At 52.4% G+C, this 15,731-nt stretch carries 14 protein-coding genes; 4 read left to right on the top strand and 10 right to left on the bottom strand.

Features of this window, described 5'->3' with window-relative positions:
- Positions 1-46 precede the first annotated feature (46 nt).
- From dinG to NMD08_RS17760, 3 genes are all read left to right on the top strand, one after another.
- Positions 47-2,197: an ATP-dependent DNA helicase DinG gene (dinG, locus tag NMD08_RS17770; protein WP_286537963.1), complete on the top strand. Its 2,151-nt coding sequence runs from the start codon at positions 47-49 to the stop codon at positions 2,195-2,197.
- A 29-nt stretch (positions 2,198-2,226) separates the two neighbouring features.
- A complete protein-coding gene (gene ybiB / locus NMD08_RS17765; protein ID WP_151224987.1) occupies positions 2,227-3,195 on the top strand; it encodes a DNA-binding protein YbiB in 969 nt (322 codons plus the stop codon).
- Positions 3,196-3,356: 161 nt separating this feature from the next.
- Positions 3,357-4,442 (top strand): malate/lactate/ureidoglycolate dehydrogenase, encoded by a 1,086-nt coding sequence (locus NMD08_RS17760; protein ID WP_187252752.1) that lies wholly within the window; start codon positions 3,357-3,359, stop codon positions 4,440-4,442.
- A gap of 97 nt (positions 4,443-4,539) precedes the next feature.
- Here NMD08_RS17760 and ybiJ read toward each other — a convergent pair whose 3' ends face one another.
- From ybiJ to mcbA, 5 genes are all read right to left on the bottom strand, one after another.
- Positions 4,540-4,800, bottom strand: a complete 261-nt coding sequence (ybiJ, locus tag NMD08_RS17755) for a DUF1471 family protein YbiJ (RefSeq protein ID WP_079936844.1) — start codon at positions 4,798-4,800, stop codon at positions 4,540-4,542.
- 301 nt (positions 4,801-5,101) lie between these two features.
- Positions 5,102-5,368 (bottom strand): DksA/TraR family C4-type zinc finger protein, encoded by a 267-nt coding sequence (locus NMD08_RS17750; protein WP_142417726.1) that lies wholly within the window; start codon positions 5,366-5,368, stop codon positions 5,102-5,104.
- Positions 5,369-5,443: 75 nt separating this feature from the next.
- A complete protein-coding gene (ybiX, locus tag NMD08_RS17745) occupies positions 5,444-6,121 on the bottom strand; it encodes a PKHD-type hydroxylase YbiX (protein ID WP_151219607.1) in 678 nt (225 codons plus the stop codon).
- 43 nt (positions 6,122-6,164) lie between these two features.
- Positions 6,165-8,450 (bottom strand): catecholate siderophore receptor Fiu, encoded by a 2,286-nt coding sequence (locus NMD08_RS17740; protein WP_252838040.1) that lies wholly within the window; start codon positions 8,448-8,450, stop codon positions 6,165-6,167.
- A gap of 291 nt (positions 8,451-8,741) precedes the next feature.
- Positions 8,742-9,002: a DUF1471 family periplasmic protein McbA gene (gene mcbA / locus NMD08_RS17735; protein ID WP_151219609.1), complete on the bottom strand. Its 261-nt coding sequence runs from the start codon at positions 9,000-9,002 to the stop codon at positions 8,742-8,744.
- Between the two features lie 211 nt (positions 9,003-9,213).
- Between mcbA and rlmF the strand changes: the two genes are divergently transcribed.
- Entirely contained in the window at positions 9,214-10,140 is a 927-nt protein-coding gene (gene rlmF / locus NMD08_RS17730; protein ID WP_187252750.1) for a 23S rRNA (adenine(1618)-N(6))-methyltransferase RlmF, read from the top strand.
- Here the strand turns inward: rlmF and ybiO are convergent.
- From ybiO to dps, 5 genes are all read right to left on the bottom strand, one after another.
- Positions 10,137-12,374 (bottom strand): mechanosensitive channel protein, encoded by a 2,238-nt coding sequence (ybiO, locus tag NMD08_RS17725; RefSeq protein WP_252838041.1) that lies wholly within the window; start codon positions 12,372-12,374, stop codon positions 10,137-10,139. The genes rlmF and ybiO overlap by 4 nt on opposite strands.
- 118 nt (positions 12,375-12,492) lie before the next feature.
- Positions 12,493-13,215, bottom strand: coding sequence for a glutamine ABC transporter ATP-binding protein GlnQ (gene glnQ / locus NMD08_RS17720; RefSeq protein ID WP_048226011.1), 723 nt, complete (start codon positions 13,213-13,215; stop codon positions 12,493-12,495).
- Positions 13,212-13,871, bottom strand: coding sequence for a glutamine ABC transporter permease GlnP (gene glnP, locus NMD08_RS17715; RefSeq protein ID WP_043015695.1), 660 nt, complete (start codon positions 13,869-13,871; stop codon positions 13,212-13,214). Before glnP ends, glnQ begins: the two co-directional genes overlap by 4 nt.
- Before the next feature lie 107 nt (positions 13,872-13,978).
- Positions 13,979-14,725 carry a glutamine ABC transporter substrate-binding protein GlnH gene (glnH, locus tag NMD08_RS17710; RefSeq protein WP_016152370.1) on the bottom strand — a complete coding sequence of 249 codons (747 nt, stop codon included), beginning with the start codon at positions 14,723-14,725 and terminating at the stop codon, positions 13,979-13,981.
- A 365-nt stretch (positions 14,726-15,090) separates the two neighbouring features.
- Positions 15,091-15,594: a DNA starvation/stationary phase protection protein Dps gene (gene dps / locus NMD08_RS17705; protein ID WP_370618688.1), complete on the bottom strand. Its 504-nt coding sequence runs from the start codon at positions 15,592-15,594 to the stop codon at positions 15,091-15,093.
- Positions 15,595-15,731 lie beyond the last annotated feature (137 nt).

Below are 15,731 nucleotides of genomic sequence, written 5' to 3'. Positions count from 1 at the left end.
AAAGTGCCACAATAGTGGCTGTTTATACAGTATTTCAGGTTTTCTCATGGCACTAACGGCCGCGTTAAAAGCGCAAATCGCCGCCTGGTATAAGGCGCTTCAGGAACAGATCCCCGACTTTATCCCCCGTGCGCCGCAACGGCAGATGATTGCCGACGTCGCGAAAACGCTGGCAGGTGAAGAAGGGCGGCATCTGGCGATTGAAGCGCCGACCGGAGTGGGGAAAACCCTGTCGTACCTGCTCCCCGGTATTGCCATCGCGCGTGAAGAACAAAAAACGCTGGTGGTCAGTACCGCCAATGTTGCTTTGCAGGATCAGATCTACAGCAAAGATTTACCGCTGTTGCGCAAAATTATCCCTGACCTACGTTTTACCGCCGCGTTTGGTCGCGGACGCTATGTTTGCCCGCGTAATTTAGCGGCGCTGGCCAGTACCGAACCCAATCAGCAGGATCTGCTGGCCTTTCTCGACGATGACCTGACGCCCAATAACCAGGAAGAACAAAAGCGCTGCGCCAGGCTAAAAGGCGATCTCGACAGTTACAAGTGGGACGGGCTGCGCGATCACACGGATATCGCCATCGATGACGGACTCTGGCAACGCCTGAGCACCGATAAAGCCAGCTGTCTGAATCGTAACTGTCACTACTATCGTGAGTGCCCCTTTTTTGTCGCCCGCCGCGAGATTCAGGAGGCTGAAGTGGTGGTGGCCAACCACGCGCTGGTGATGGCGGCTATGGAAAGCGAAGCTGTGTTGCCGGAGCCGAAAAATCTGCTGCTGGTCCTTGATGAAGGCCACCACCTGCCGGACGTCGCGCGTGATGCGCTGGAGATGAGCGCAGAAATCAGCGCCCCCTGGTATCGGCTCCAGCTGGATCTGTTCTGCAAATTAGTGGCGACCTGCCTGGAACAGTTTCGCCCGAAAACTACGCCGCCGCTGGCGAACGCCGAGCGTCTGAACGCTCACTGTGAAGAGTTGTATGAACTGATTTCATCGCTTAATAGCATTCTTAATCTGTATATGCCCGCTACTCAGGAGGCGGAACACCGCTTTGCGATGGGCGAACTGCCTGCAGAAGTGATGGAGATTTGTCAGCGTCTGGCAAAGCTTACGGAAATGCTGCGCGGGCTGGCGGAACTGTTCCTCAACGATCTCAGCGAAAAAACTGGCACGCACGATGTTGTGCGTCTGCATCGGGTTATTTTGCAGATGAACCGGGCGCTGGGCATGTTTGAGTCGCAAAGCAAACTGTGGCGGCTGGCATCGATCGCGCAGTCGTCAGGCGCGCCGGTGAGTAAATGGGCGACGCGCGAGGTGCGTGACGGGCAAATCCACGTCTGGTTCCACTGCGTGGGGATCCGTGTGAGCGATCAGCTTGAACGCCTGCTGTGGCGTAGCGTCCCGCATATTATTGTCACTTCCGCAACGCTGCGCTCGCTCAACAGCTTCTCGCGTTTGCAGGAGATGAGTGGGCTGAAGGAAAAAGCAGGGGATCGGTTTGTCGCGCTGGATTCACCGTTTAATCACGTTGAACAGGGCAAAATCGTCATTCCGCAGATGCGCTACGAACCGTTAATTGATAACGAAGAGCAACATATCGCGGAAATGGCCGCCTATTTCCGCGAACAGCTGGAAAGCAAAAAGCATCAGGGGATGCTGGTGCTGTTTGCCAGCGGTCGGGCGATGCAGCGTTTTCTTGAGCACGTCACCGATCTGCGTCTGCTGTTGTTGGTGCAGGGCGATCAGCCGCGCTATCGACTGGTAGAGTTGCACCGCAAACGGGTGACCAACGGCGAGCGCAGCGTGCTGGTTGGGCTGCAATCTTTTGCTGAAGGTCTGGACTTGAAAGGCGACCTGCTGACCCAGGTGCATATTCACAAAATTGCATTTCCGCCGATCGACAGCCCGGTGGTGATCACCGAGGGCGAGTGGTTGAAAAGCCTGAATCGCTATCCTTTCGAGGTTCAAAGCCTGCCTGCGGCGTCATTCAATTTGATCCAACAGGTTGGGCGACTCATTCGTAGCCACGGCTGCTGGGGAGAAGTGGTTATTTATGACAAACGTTTATTGACCAAAAATTATGGCAAGCGTTTACTGAACGCGTTACCCATATTTCCGATAGAGCAACCTGCTGTGCCAGACGTTATAGTAAAACCAAAAGAAAAAACGAAACCTACGCGTCGCCGTCGGCGTTAACGATGCGAGCAACAGGCAAGGAGTTATCGATGGATTACCGCAAAATCATAAAAGAGATTGGGCGAGGAAAAAATCACGCGCGTGACCTGGATAAGGATACTGCTCGCGGACTGTATACCCATATGTTGAACGGCGACGTACCGGAGCTTGAAATGGGCGGCGTACTGATTGCGCTACGTATTAAAGGCGAAGGCGAAGCGGAGATGCTGGGCTTTTACGAAGCAATGCAAAACCACACCCTTCGCCTGACCCCGCCGGTTGCCAAACCCATGCCGATTGTCATTCCCAGCTACAACGGCGCGCGCAAGCAGGCGAATTTGACGCCGCTGTTGGCGATTTTACTGCATAAGCTGGGCTTCCCGGTGGTGGTGCACGGCGTCAGCGAGGATCCTACCCGCGTGCTGACAGAAACCATTTTCGAGCTGATGGGGATTGCGCCGACGCGGCATGCCGGGCAGGCACAGGCAAAGCTGGATGGTCATCAGCCGGTGTTTATCCCGGTGAGCGCGCTGTGTCCTCCGCTGGAAAAACAGCTGGCGATGCGTTGGCGAATGGGGGTGCGCAACAGTGCGCACACGTTGGCCAAATTAGCGACACCGTTTGCTGAAGACGCCGCGCTGCGTCTTTCCAGCGTGTCACACCCGGAATACGTCTCGCGTGTGGCAAAATTCTTCAGCGATATCGGTGGACGTGGCCTGTTGATGCACGGTACCGAAGGCGAGGTGTACGCCAACCCGCAGCGCTGCCCGCAGATAAGCCTGATCGATTCGTCCGGTGTGAGAGTGTTACAGGACCGACAGAGCGAGATGCCTGACGAGCCGGTACCGCTGCCGGTGGCAAAAGATCCGGAAACCACTGCGCGCTGGATTGAGCGTTGTCTGGCCGGCAGTGAGCCGGTTCCGGCATCGTTGAAAATCCAGATGGCCTGCTGCCTGGTGGCAACCGGTGAATCCGCGACGCTGGCTGAAGGACTTGCTCGCGTCGAACAAAACTTCTGATTTTTTATTCCCCCGACGGGCCATTTTCCAGGCCTGTCGGTTCTCTCTTTTCGCCAACGTGAAATTTCTGCACGTTTATTGACCTCCTGAGCGCCGTGGCGCAGCATAGTTTGTTGAAAAATAAGAAACACAATCAACACGCGACACAACAGGAGATAACAATGAACAGTGGACATCGCTTCCCTGCGCCAACGCTGCACGCATTTACCCAGGCCGTTTTTCAGCAGATGGGAAGCAATGAACAGGAGGCGCGACTGGTGGCCGATCATCTGATAGCCTCTAACCTCGCCGGTCATGACTCCCACGGCATCGGCATGATCCCCAGCTATATTCGCTCATTCTCGCAGGGACATCTGCAGATCAATCGTCATGCCAAAGTGGTTAAAGATGCGGGGGCGGTGATTACGCTTGATGGCGATTGTGCCTTTGGTCAGGTGGCGGCGCATGAAGCCATCACGCTGGGGATTGAAAAAGCGCGTCAGCACGGTATTGCCGCCGTGGCATTACATAATTCGCATCATATTGGACGTATTGGCTACTGGGCGGAGCAATGTGCGGCGGCAGGTTTTGTCTCAGTGCATTTTGTGAGTGTGGTCGGGATCCCGATGGTTGCACCGTTTCATGGCCGTGATAGTCGTTTTGGCACTAACCCCTTCTGCGTTGTTTTTCCGCGTAAAAATACCTTCCCGCTGTTGCTGGACTATGCAACCAGTGCCATCGCGTTTGGCAAAACCCGTGTGGCATGGCACAAGGGGGAGCCGGTGGCTCCGGGATGCCTGATTGATACAAACGGGGTGCCTACAACCGATCCTGCGGTAATGCAGGTTTCTCCGCTGGGATCGTTGCTCACGTTTGCCCAACACAAAGGTTATGCGCTGGCCGCGATGTGTGAAATTATGGGTGGTGCGCTTTCAGGGGGTAAAACCACACATGAAGAGAGCCTGCAGACCAGCCCGGACGCCATCATCAACTGTATGACCACTATTATTATGAATCCGGAACTATTTAGCGCGCCGGACTGTGACAACCAGGTTGCGGCATTTGCCGAATGGGTGAAAGCGTCCCCGCATGCTGAAGATGCCCCGATCCTGTTGCCTGGGGAGTGGGAGGTGAATACTCGCGAGGAACGGCTGGAACACGGTATTCCGCTGGATGCCGGAAGCTGGCAAGCGATTTGTGAGGCGGCACTGCAAATAGGCATGCCAGACGCCGTGTTGCAGGAATTCCGTCAACGACTGGAACACTAAGCAAAAAAAAGCCCGTCCAGTGGCGGACGGGCAAACAAAGGGTAACAAACAGGGTCAATGAGGGTTGGAGCATTGGGTCGTACAGGTAATCTTTCGGTTATTTATAGATAACCGCGGTGCCGCTCATTTTGTCTTTACCGACAGCGGAAGTGATGCTGTAACCAGATGCACCAGCAGCAGCCGCTTTCTCAGCCAGTTTGGCTTCCAGGCCATCCAGTGTGGTGGCCCCATCAGCAGAAACTACACCAATTTTATTCATGCTTTGTGCCTGAGTGGAGGAAACCGGCTCGGCAGCGAAAACGCCAAATGACAGGGTAGACAGGGCGATAGCAGCAACAGCATATTTAATGTTTTTCATGATTAATCTCTCGCAGGTTTGTTCTGTTAGTTAGTGTTCTGTTAAGAAGACGTTGTTTCGTCGATGTGATAAGTATCACGTTTTTTTTGGCGAGAGAAAATCGAATAGAATTGACGACATCAATCAAAAAAATTGAATGACAAATAACTTATTGAATATTAATAAATTCAGATGAGGGATTTACAGTTCTTGTCACTACGCTTTACAGAGAAACCAACAACGGCACATTTTGCCACACAGAATGCAAAAAAGCGTGCTCGTAAAGGAAATCGTATGCGCTGAAACTTTTGGTAAAGATGAGTCAACGTAGCTGGCTATCTTTCGAACCTCTGCGATTATATCCTGAAAATGCTGCATTATGTGAATCTTTATCCTGTTGGCATGTGATGCACAAGCGTACGCCAGGTACTGCCTCACGCCTGGCCTGTGGGATAGGATTGCCGCATTCTTCGCATTCATACAGACTTTCCCCCGTCGGTAACTCACCACGGGCGCGGGCAACAGCATCTTCAATAGTATTGTTGATCTGTTCGTTAACTGCGTCGTCATTTGCCCATCCGGATGCCATATGTACCTCCTGCTGATGTCTACAGAATAAGTATAGCGAATGTGATGGGCGAAAAACGACCACGCATCAGCGGTATCAGATTTCAGACCATTCGCGCAGCAGGTTATGGTAGAGATTGAGTAACGACAGGATCTCGCTACTTTCCCCATGACGCGCCTTCAGGGACTGAATGTTTTTATCCAGTTCAAAAAGCATGGCGCGATTTTTGTCATCTCGGATCATCGACTGGATCCACATAAAGGATGCCACACGAACCCCACGGGTTACCGGCGTAACGCAGTGCAAGCTGCTGGAAGGGTAAAGCACCAGATCGCCCGCTGGAAGTTTTACCGCGTGCTGGCCGTAGGTATCATTGACCAGCAGTTCTCCTCCCGCATAATCGTCGGGATTACTGAGGAATAAGGTGGCGGAAAGGTCTGTGCGCATCCAGCCGTTTTCCGGATGACTACGTACCGCGCCGTCAACGTGAAAACCGTAGGTTTCATGGTCCTGGTAGCGATTAAACAGCGGTGTGGAGAGCGTTTTCGGTAATGCTGCGGCGAAGAAAAGCGGGCTGTTATTCACCGCAGTTTGTACCGCTTGTTGCAAAACGCCGTAACGCTCGCTTTGCGTATCCACCTGCTGGTTGTTTTTTACCTGCGCGCCCTGGGCGCCGGTGGTTGCTCGGCCATCAATCCAGTCGGCAGCGTCCAGTTGTTCGCGAAACCAGGCGACATCCTGCGCCGACAGAACGCCGGGAATGTGGTACATCATCAGTGTTTCTCCTGAAAGTGGGGCTTTCGCCCCACGAGATGGATCAGAAATGCATATTGGCGGTGAGCAGGAAGGTTCTTGGCTCGCCCGGATGGTAACGGTATCCGCTCTTGTTGATGGAGGATACATAATCGGTGTCGAACAGGTTATAGACGTTCAGCTGGAAATCGAGATTGCGATTCACGCGATAACCCAGCCTGGCGTCGGCGACCCAGTAACCTTCAGTATAAGATGGCGTACCCACTGCGCCGTCCGAACCGCGATGCATGCTGCCCACGTAGCGTGCGCCCGCGCCAACGGAAATATCATCGGTAGCCTGATACTGGCTCCACAGCGTGAAGGCATGTTCTGGCGTATAGGGCAGGGAAGAAGAACCATCCTGAGCAATGTTTTTGCCGCTGTGGATCGTGGCGCGTTGCTGGGTGTATCCTCCAATAACCTGCCATGCGGGGGTGATGTTGCCAGCTACGGAGAGTTCGTAGCCTTCAACGCGTTTCTCCCCGTACTGGGAATATGTTCCGTCGTCGTTCTGCTCTACTTCATTCTCAATATCTGTGCGGAAAATCGCGGCGGTTAACAGCAGGCGCTTATCCAGCACCTCCCATTTGGTGCCGATCTCGCTGGTTTTCGCTTTCTGTGGTTTGAAGTCGGTACGGTTTGCGCTGTTACCGGTTCCTCCCTGCGCAAGGGCAAAGTTGCTGCCGCCCGGCGGTTGCTGAGAAACGGCATAGTTAATGTAGACGTTGCCTTTATCGGTCAGGTGATACAGCGCGCCCGCTTTCCAGTTCACCAGATTGCCTGATTTGGCCGTATCCACGGTCGTAACCGGAGAACCTTTGGCGACGCCTGTCGGACATGCAATTGCACCACGGCCGGAAGCGCCGCAAGCGGTGGCGCTGTCATATTCAGTGCGGTAATTGTCGAGGCGAATACCGCCGTTTAGCTCAAACTCACGGGTAATTTGTAACGTATCAAAAGCGTATACGCCAAAGGTGTCGGTTTGCCCGTTGGCGTTGGCACCGCTACGCGATAATCCGCCGATATTCACGTCGCTGTTGGGATGATAAATATTAACCGGCGGCGGGGTGAGCGGGGCTACACCATAGTTGGTTTGTGTTTCGCGGGCCAGTTCCACACCGGTACTGATATCGTGGCCGATGGATCCGGTGTAAAATTTTGAGGTCAGGTTAGTCTGGTTGGTCAGGATTTTGTTACTGACATCTTTGGTATTTGCCAGGCGTGACCATGTCCAGGTGTCGACGCTGCTGGTGGGTTGCGTAATGTTAGACGCACCGCCCATCACCGCCGTCATCAGATAATCCTGTTTAATACGCGACCAGCGGGTGGTGTTGCGAATCGTGGTGCTGTCGCTCAGGTCATGTTCAAAACGCATTGTCGCGGTATCGGTCGTCGAATCGTCGTAATCCGAGTTGGTACCGTAGAAGTTATGCGTATCGACTTTTCCTGAATGATTCAGTGCAGACGTTCCTGCGGAAGGCGCAGAGTAACCCGGCAGGCCGATAGTGGGGATGCCTCCATCCGGCGTGTTGTGCTGAGTCACGTGCAGATAGTTCAGATACAGTCGGTTCTCGGTGCCTAAGCCAAAAGCGAGAGAGGGGGCCACACCGTAACGTTCATTCTTTACGTTGTCGCGACCGGCATCATGTGTTTTTTCGCCCATCAGATTTAAACGTGCGGCGGTGGTGTCGCCGATAGCCTGGTTAATGTCCAGCGTACCACGGCGGAACCAGGCGCTGCCGACGCTGGCCGACGCATCGATCCCGGAGTCGGTGCGCGGCTGTTTACTGATCATATTGATGGAACCTGTCGGTGCGCTACGCCCATAGTCGGTGCCGGAAGGGCCTTTGATCACTTCGACCTGTTCGGTATTGAAGGTATCGCGCGTGACGCTGCCAATATCACGAATACCGTCGATATAAATACTGTTTGAGGTATCCGCACCACGCATATAAACCGCATCACCGGTAGTGGAATTGCCGTTTTCGCCAGCGAAAAACGCGCCAACGCCCGGTACGTTTTTCAGCGCATCGGTCAGATTTGTTGCGCCTTGATCCTTAATCACTTGTTCAGAAATCACCGTCATGGTGCGGGTGGTATCCGCTACCGGGCGGGAGAATTTAGGGTCGGCAGACTGCCCAGGGGCATACAGCGAAGGTTTGGTCGCTTCAACGACCAATGTATCTTCTTGTTTTTTATCCTGATCGCCTGCAGCGACAGCCTGGGCTACCGGAGACAGGCCAATGCACAGACCAGCAAAAAAAGTCAGTGAATGAAAACTACTGGACGGCAAGTTGCGATTTTTATCCATGTTAATAAGTGACTTATTATTTTTGAGTAGACGGTTTCATTCACGCGAAGGGACATCTCTGTGGATGTTGTACCCTGCAGGTCTCGCGAAAATGAATGTGTAATTGATAATGATTTTGATAATCATTCCTAATCAGTGAGGAGTTTTAGCATTCATTAATTCAAAAATAAATACATTTATTTACATTGGATTCAAAATTCCAACATGATGATTACGATTTGAGCTGTGTGTGGCGTGATGAGAGCGCAAAAAACTGCATTCGGGTCGAATGCAGTTGGGATGAGGTGGGGGCTACTTATAAATAGTTGCGGTACCGTACATCTGGTTTTTACCTCCCGCAGAGTTAACAACAAAGCCTTTTGCGCCTTGTTCTTTCGCTTTTTCTGCCAGCTTGTCTTCGAGATCGCTCAGGTTAGTTGCACCGGTAGCAGATACTGTGCCGGAAGCGTGTAACTGACCGGTGGCTGGGCTGGTGTAGGGCTGTGCAGCAAATGACGCAAAGGTCATGCCGGCCAGTACGGTAGCGGCAAGTAATGTGAGGCATTTCTTCATGGTGATATCCTCTGAAAAACAACAGGTGTGCCTGATAAGTTTAGGTCGCCAGCAGATGACATTTACCGCAAAAAATCGATGATGAACCGTCTGTTTTTTGAACAAAGAAATCGGTATGAAGCAGGCATAAAAAAATCAAATTTCCACGAAGTGCGTGTTTACCCCGTGACGTTATGCGGGTATCTTACGCCGCTGTTAAAAGGAGAATGCTATGCCCCCCCAGAAACCGGGATTACACCCACGCAATCGCCACAATGGCCGTTATGATCTTGCGACTTTATGCCAGGTTACCCCAGAGCTGACGCAATTTCTCACCCTCACGCCAGGCGGTGAGCAGAGTGTTGATTTCGCCAATCCGCAAGCCGTCAAGGCGCTCAATAAGTCACTGTTGGCGCATTTTTATGCGGTGAAAAACTGGGATATTCCAGACGGTTTTTTGTGTCCTCCTGTTCCTGGCCGCGCTGATTACATTCACCACCTGGCCGACCTGTTGGGGGAAACCAACGGCACCATTCCGGCAAATGCGAGCATCCTGGACATCGGCGTAGGGGCAAACTGTATTTATCCGTTGATCGGCGTGCACGAATACGGCTGGCGATTCACGGGCAGTGAGACCAGTAGCGAAGCGTTTAACAGCGCTCAGGCGATCGTAAACGGCAATCCGGGGTTAACCCGTGCTATTCGTCTGCGTCGCCAGAAAGATGCTACGGCAATCTTCAACGGTATCATTCACAAAAATGAGCAGTATGAAGCCACATTGTGTAACCCGCCATTCCATGATTCTGCGGCCTCAGCCCGCGCAGGAAGCGAGCGTAAACGTCGTAATCTGGGGCAAGATAAAGATGATGCGCTGAACTTTGGCGGACAGCAGCAGGAGCTGTGGTGTGAAGGCGGTGAAGTGGCGTTCATTAAAAAAATGATCGCTGAAAGCCAGGCCTTTGGTCGCCAGGTGATGTGGTTCACCACGCTGGTTTCGCGCGGCGAGAATTTGCCTCCGCTGTATCACGCGTTGACGGACGCGGGCGCGGTGAAAGTGGTCAAGAAAGAGATGGCCCAGGGGCAAAAGCAGAGCCGCTTTATTGCCTGGACCTTTATGGATAACGATCAGCGTCGCCGTTTTATGGCGCGTCAACGTTAAAGCGTTGGCTCGGCTGGCGGCAGCGGTTCGCTTGCCGCAGGCGTTGGGCCATGCACCGGTGCAGGCAAGACCTGATATGTCTGTACCGGCGCGCGTATGTTCGCCAGATCGAAGTATTTCTTCACCTGGCTGTCGAGCGCAAAACGTACCGTCCACTGCTTCAGCGGCAAGGTGGTAAACGAAACCCGCAGCGTGAAGGCCGTATTGGTTAACCCTACAATCCCCGCAAACGACGGCTCGCCGATAATAAGCCCACGGATGTCTTCTTTTTCCATCACCGCAGCAACCGCGTCTTTCAACGCCTGATTCGCTTTATCCGCATCCTCATGGCGGTCTACATCGTAATTGGCGACGACCGATCCTATTCCACGCACAAAGTTGGCGAAGGTCGTTATCGATGACCAGGGAATGATATGGTACGCCCCGGTGTCCTGACGCACGCCCACAGAGCGGATAGACATCCGTTCTACCGTACCGGTGAGAGGACCGATGGTAACCAGGTCGCCGGTGTTCATGCCATTTTCGAACTGAATAAAGATCCCGGTAATAATATCTTTTACCAGCGTTTGCGAACCAAAAGAGATCGCCAACCCCAACGCCCCGGCCCCAGCCAGTAAGGGGGCGATATTGACGCCAATTTCTGACAGCACAATCATGATGGTGATCGTGCTGATGATCACCGCCAGCGCGTTGCGAAACAACGTCAACAGGGTGCGGGTACGCGCGCTGGGTAGCGGGCGGCCGTGAATATCGGAAGCCAGACGATTTTCAATCAGGCTGGCGAGAATCGTCCAACCGATGGCGGAGAAGAATAAAATCAGCGCGATACGGATCAGGATATCCACCGTTTTTTCTCCTGCGCCGTAATGCAGCCAGTTCCAGAAGTCGAACAGTCCCCAGGCATTCAGTAGCAGCATGACCGCGACACACACCGTCAGGATCCTGGCGACGCTTAACGCCGTCGACAACCAACCATTCAGCCGCTTTTGGAGTTCCGGATAGCTGCGCTGGGTATGTGGTGAAAGAGTAATGGTTTTGGCTATCCAGCGGGAAAGCATACCGGAAACAAACGCGGCGATCCCGACGATCACCAAGCTGCGCAGCGTGGCACCCATCATGAATTTCAGGCTGTTGCCTGGATCAAACAGCGAGAAGAAAAACAGCACAATGAAGTAGGCGCTGGCCAGCCAATGCCATACCAACGCAAAAGCGCGAATAAACAGACTGAAAAAAGCGAGGGATCTTTCCGCCAGATTCAACAAATGCTGAGTAATTTCTTTCTTGTTTCTGAAAATCAGGTACAGCGCCCATAGTGTGATACACAACATGATGATGACGTTTGCCATCGCGCCGACCTGCACGTTGACCTGATTCGAGATAATGGGTACGGCAACAATAAGCCCGTAGCCAATCAGGCTGCTCAATGAACTCAATCGGCGATTCCAGTAGCGCGCGCCAGCATCCGGAATGTTAAACGGGCGCAGCTCGGCCACCGTAGGGCAAAATATCAGGCGCAAAATGGCCTTGAAGAACTCAATCAGGGCGAAAGCATTGAGAAACAAACTTTGCTGAAAAGCGATCGTGCGACTGCCGGCGTTCATTTTGTCGCTCAGTATCTGCCCGACAAACAATGTCAGCGCCAGCAGAAGCAAATCGATAACGAATGCGCCAACGATCATCGCCGGAAGCTGGAGCCAGTTGCTGCGCTCGCGGTTTTTGCGCCGTGCCCATTGTCCCATTTTGCGATACAGCGGCAGCGCGCACAGACGAACCAACCAGAAAAAACCGAACACCGACACCGCCAGCATTAAAAAATGCGTCAGGGCATTGGTGAACGTTTGCGAGTTAAAGGTTTTGTGCGGGGCATCGGTAATATTGCGATAAAGCTGGGCAAAGCGGCTGGAGAGGGCTTCACCGTAGTGGCGGGTGACATTCGTGACGTTTTCCAGTACCGTTTTTTCCTCCGTTAGCGTGGGCGGGACAATGGTCGGCACCGGCTGCGCAGGAGGGGCAGTGGCCACTTTGCGTAACTGGCCGATCAGCTCCTGACGCGAGGCGTCATTTTCCAGCACATCGGCCAGTGCGCCGTAAGCCGCTTTTTTCTGTTCAATATCCGGCTCTTTCGCCGGTGTGGTTTGCGCGTTGGTTGACGTTGGCGTGGTAACGCCAGGAATCGTCACCGCCAGGGTCGGAAGACTCAACAGACAAACAATGATGAACAGGATCCCGCGCATGACTCCTCCCATGAGAAAATAAATTCAAAAGGATAAGTATAGATGTCAGGGCGGGAGAGAATTGAAATGAGAGGATTCTGGTGAAAAACCTCCCTTCGGATGAAGGGAGGCAGAGCTATCAGGAAACGTGCTGCAAGAATTCCTGTAAGCGTTGGCTGGGCGGATTTTCAATCAGGGCCTGCGGATTACCGTCCTCGGCAATACGGCCCTTATCAATGAAAATCAGGCGTGAAGCCACTTTTTCGGCAAAACCGATTTCGTGGGTCACAATCACCATGGTCATCCCTTCTTCCGCGAGATCCTGCATTACTTTCAGAACTTCGTGGCGCAGTTCCGGATCCAGCGCTGAGGTTGGCTCATCAAACAACATCATTTTCGGCTTCACCGCCAGCGCACGGGCGATAGCCACACGCTGTTGTTGACCGCCGGACAGCTCAGAAGGGTAGTGGTGGGCGCGCTCGGCCAGTCCCACTTTCGCCAGCAGTTCTTTCGCCAGTTTCTCGGCCTGTTCTTTATTCGCCCCGCGTACGCGCTGCGGCCCGAACATGACGTTTTCCAGCGCCGTCAGATGCGGGAACAGATAGAACTGTTGAAACACCATCCCGGCTTCCTGGCGGATTAACCGCTCGTCTACCTTCGGATCGTTCACTTTCAGACCGTCGACGATCAGATCGCCAGAGGTTATCTCTTCCAGTTTGTTAATGCAGCGCAGCAGGGTAGATTTACCGGATCCGGAGGGTCCGATAATGACCACCACTTCACCCTGTTCAATGTTCAGATCAATATTGTGCAGCACCTGGGTTGGACCAAAGTGCTTAGAAACGTTTTTAAATTCAATCACAGGATTTTCATCCTTCTTTCCAGACGACGCAGAATGAAGCTCAGCACCAGCGTAATGATCAGATAGAACACCGCAACGGCGCTCCAGATTTCCAGTGCGCGGAAGTTACCGGCAATGATTTCCTGGCCCTGACGGGTCAGTTCGGCGACGCCAATGACAATAAACAGCGAGGTATCTTTAATGCTGATGATCCACTGGTTGCCCAGCGGCGGCAGCATACGACGCAGTGCGAGAGGTAAAATTACGTGGCGGATGGTCTCTGTGCGTGAAAGCCCAAGCGCCAACCCTGCCTCGCTGAAGCCTTTATGGATTGAGAGCACCGCGCCGCGGGTGATTTCCGCAATATAGGCCCCGGAGTTGATCATGATGGTGACAACGGCGGCGCTAAAGGGGTCAATGCGTAAATCGTTAAATGCCATTGGCAGGGCGAAGTAAATAAACATCACCTGCACAACGATTGGCGTACCGCGAATAACTTCGATAAACACCAGCGCTACGTGGTTGGCTATCCAACCGCCGAAGGTGCGCGCAAACCCTGCTGCAAGTCCGATTACCAGACCGCCAGCCAGACCGAGGACCGAGATCCACAGGGTCATTTTGGCGCCTTCAATCAAAAGCGGGATGGCGGGCCAGATGGCACTCCAGTCAAACTGCATATGTCGTTCCTGTTACCGTGGTGAGAAAAACAATGAGCCATAACATGATGACTCAAAATTGCAGACCCGGCGGCGCTGGCGCTACCGGGCGTTACAGAACGTTCTTGTTATTTAGGCTCAGTACCGAACCATTTTTTGTAGATTTCGTTGTACGTGCCGTTTTCTTTCAGCGTTTTCAGCGCGCCGTTCACTTTCTCGCGCAGTTCATCGCTACCTTTCGGGAAGGCGATACCGTACTGCTGAGCTTCAAGGGACTCACCTACGGCTTTGAACTGGCCGTTACCCGCGGTTTTAATGAAGTAAAGAATGTTTGGCGTGTCGTGCAGCACGGCGTCTGCGCGGTTGGTGCCCAGTTCCATATACGCGTTATCGATGTTCGGGAACTGACGCAGGTCTTTAGTTTTGATGTTAGCTTTCGCGTAATCAACGGAACCGGTGCCGCTCTTCACTGCGACAACTTTACCATCGAGATCTTTCACGCTTTTCACGTCGTTATTATTTGCTTTGACCATCACCAACAGACCGCTTTTATAGTAGCCGTCAGAGAAGTCGATCGCTTTTTTACGCTCATCAGTGATGGTGATACCCGCCAGTGCCAGGTCGATATTTTTGGTTTGCAGAGCCGGGATGATGCCACTGAAATCCATTGGTTTCAGTTCATAATCCAGCTTCAGTTCTTTGGCCACGGCAGCCCACAGATCCACATCAAAACCAACGTATTTGTCACCCTGCTTGAATTCAAACGGTACAAACGCAGTGTCGGTTGCGACAACCAGTTTCTTATCTGCGGCATGGGAGGACACCGCAAAAGCCAGGGTAAGTGCAGCCAGTGAAACTTTTAATACAGACTTCATAGGATTTCCTTTTATATCCACGGGGCGATCCCCTGCGAGAACATATGGCTTAATGAAATAATCGTGCCAATTTTGCAACTCATTGTTTTAACAAGAGGGTGTCTTGTTTTTCTGCACAATGAATAGGGCAAAGAAGGCGATCTGCACTGTTTTGGGGCACTCATTTGGTGCGTACCTGGCACGGTGCAAACGGTATCACTATTTAGCGTAAAAAATGTTGATAAAACAATCTTTCGTTAACGATTGTGTGAAGTGATTATTACAAATAATTTACTTTGAAGGGGTGAATGATCAATGCTGTGCACCATAGATGTGCAAAACCCCCGCCGGGGCGAGGGTTATATAGGTAATTCTTATGTCTGTTGTTATTCAATGTTGGCTTCGATAAACCACAGGAATTTGTCGAGGTCGCGTGAAGCGGCGGTGAAGATATCTGCGGTATCTTCGTCTTTTGCTTCGCCAATGGCTTTACGGACGCTGTTAGCGACGACGGCATAGCGGTCAGCCAGTTCTTTCAGGTGATCCTGTACGCTATGGATATCCAGTGGATAGCTTTTCAGAGGCGTTTTGCTGTTAATAACCTGAGTTGTACCCAATGCCACACCACCTAGCTGTACGGCTCGTTCAGCCATCGTGTCGAGGTGATCGATCAGGGCAGTACGGAAACCATCCAGCATTTCATGTACGGCAATGAAGTTCGCGCCGCGCATATTCCAGTGGGCCTGTTTGGTGATCAACGACAGGTCGATGAATTGGATCACTTGCTGATTCAGCAGCTCAACAGTCGCTTTCTTTTCGCTGTCTGTCACATCGTTGCGGGTATAAAGGAGGGCAGATGCTTTTGTTTTTACCAATTTTGCGGTACTCATATTTTCATATCCTCTTGATGTTTATGTCCCAACTCTTCAACGAAAATAAGTATAGCGCTAAATTTGGATTTATCTTCCCGGTGTTACCTATTACTTTAATAGTGAAGAGACGATGAATATAAAATAGTTGATAAAAT

This window comes from Citrobacter meridianamericanus, assembly GCF_041320245.1.
Taxonomy (GTDB): domain Bacteria; phylum Pseudomonadota; class Gammaproteobacteria; order Enterobacterales; family Enterobacteriaceae; genus Citrobacter; species Citrobacter meridianamericanus.
This window is presented reverse-complemented; position numbering and strand designations above follow the sequence as displayed.

What these genes read in the sequence shown, in the direction of transcription:
- dinG (WP_286537963.1), top strand. Translation starts at nt 47, where the DNA reads ATGGCACTAACGGCCGCGTTAAAAGCGCAAATCGCCGCCTGGTATAAG.
- NMD08_RS17750 (WP_142417726.1), bottom strand. Translation starts at nt 5,368, where the DNA reads ATGGCATCCGGATGGGCAAATGACGACGCAGTTAACGAACAGATCAAC.
- glnP (WP_043015695.1), bottom strand. Translation starts at nt 13,871, where the DNA reads ATGCAGTTTGACTGGAGTGCCATCTGGCCCGCCATCCCGCTTTTGATT.
- glnH (WP_016152370.1), bottom strand. Translation starts at nt 14,725, where the DNA reads ATGAAGTCTGTATTAAAAGTTTCACTGGCTGCACTTACCCTGGCTTTT.
- rlmF (WP_187252750.1), top strand. Translation starts at nt 9,214, where the DNA reads ATGCCCCCCCAGAAACCGGGATTACACCCACGCAATCGCCACAATGGC.
- ybiX (WP_151219607.1), bottom strand. Translation starts at nt 6,121, where the DNA reads ATGATGTACCACATTCCCGGCGTTCTGTCGGCGCAGGATGTCGCCTGG.
- ybiB (WP_151224987.1), top strand. Translation starts at nt 2,227, where the DNA reads ATGGATTACCGCAAAATCATAAAAGAGATTGGGCGAGGAAAAAATCAC.
- ybiO (WP_252838041.1), bottom strand. Translation starts at nt 12,374, where the DNA reads ATGCGCGGGATCCTGTTCATCATTGTTTGTCTGTTGAGTCTTCCGACC.
- NMD08_RS17740 (WP_252838040.1), bottom strand. Translation starts at nt 8,450, where the DNA reads ATGGATAAAAATCGCAACTTGCCGTCCAGTAGTTTTCATTCACTGACT.
- ybiJ (WP_079936844.1), bottom strand. Translation starts at nt 4,800, where the DNA reads ATGAAAAACATTAAATATGCTGTTGCTGCTATCGCCCTGTCTACCCTG.
- mcbA (WP_151219609.1), bottom strand. Translation starts at nt 9,002, where the DNA reads ATGAAGAAATGCCTCACATTACTTGCCGCTACCGTACTGGCCGGCATG.
- dps (WP_370618688.1), bottom strand. Translation starts at nt 15,594, where the DNA reads ATGAGTACCGCAAAATTGGTAAAAACAAAAGCATCTGCCCTCCTTTAT.
- NMD08_RS17760 (WP_187252752.1), top strand. Translation starts at nt 3,357, where the DNA reads ATGAACAGTGGACATCGCTTCCCTGCGCCAACGCTGCACGCATTTACC.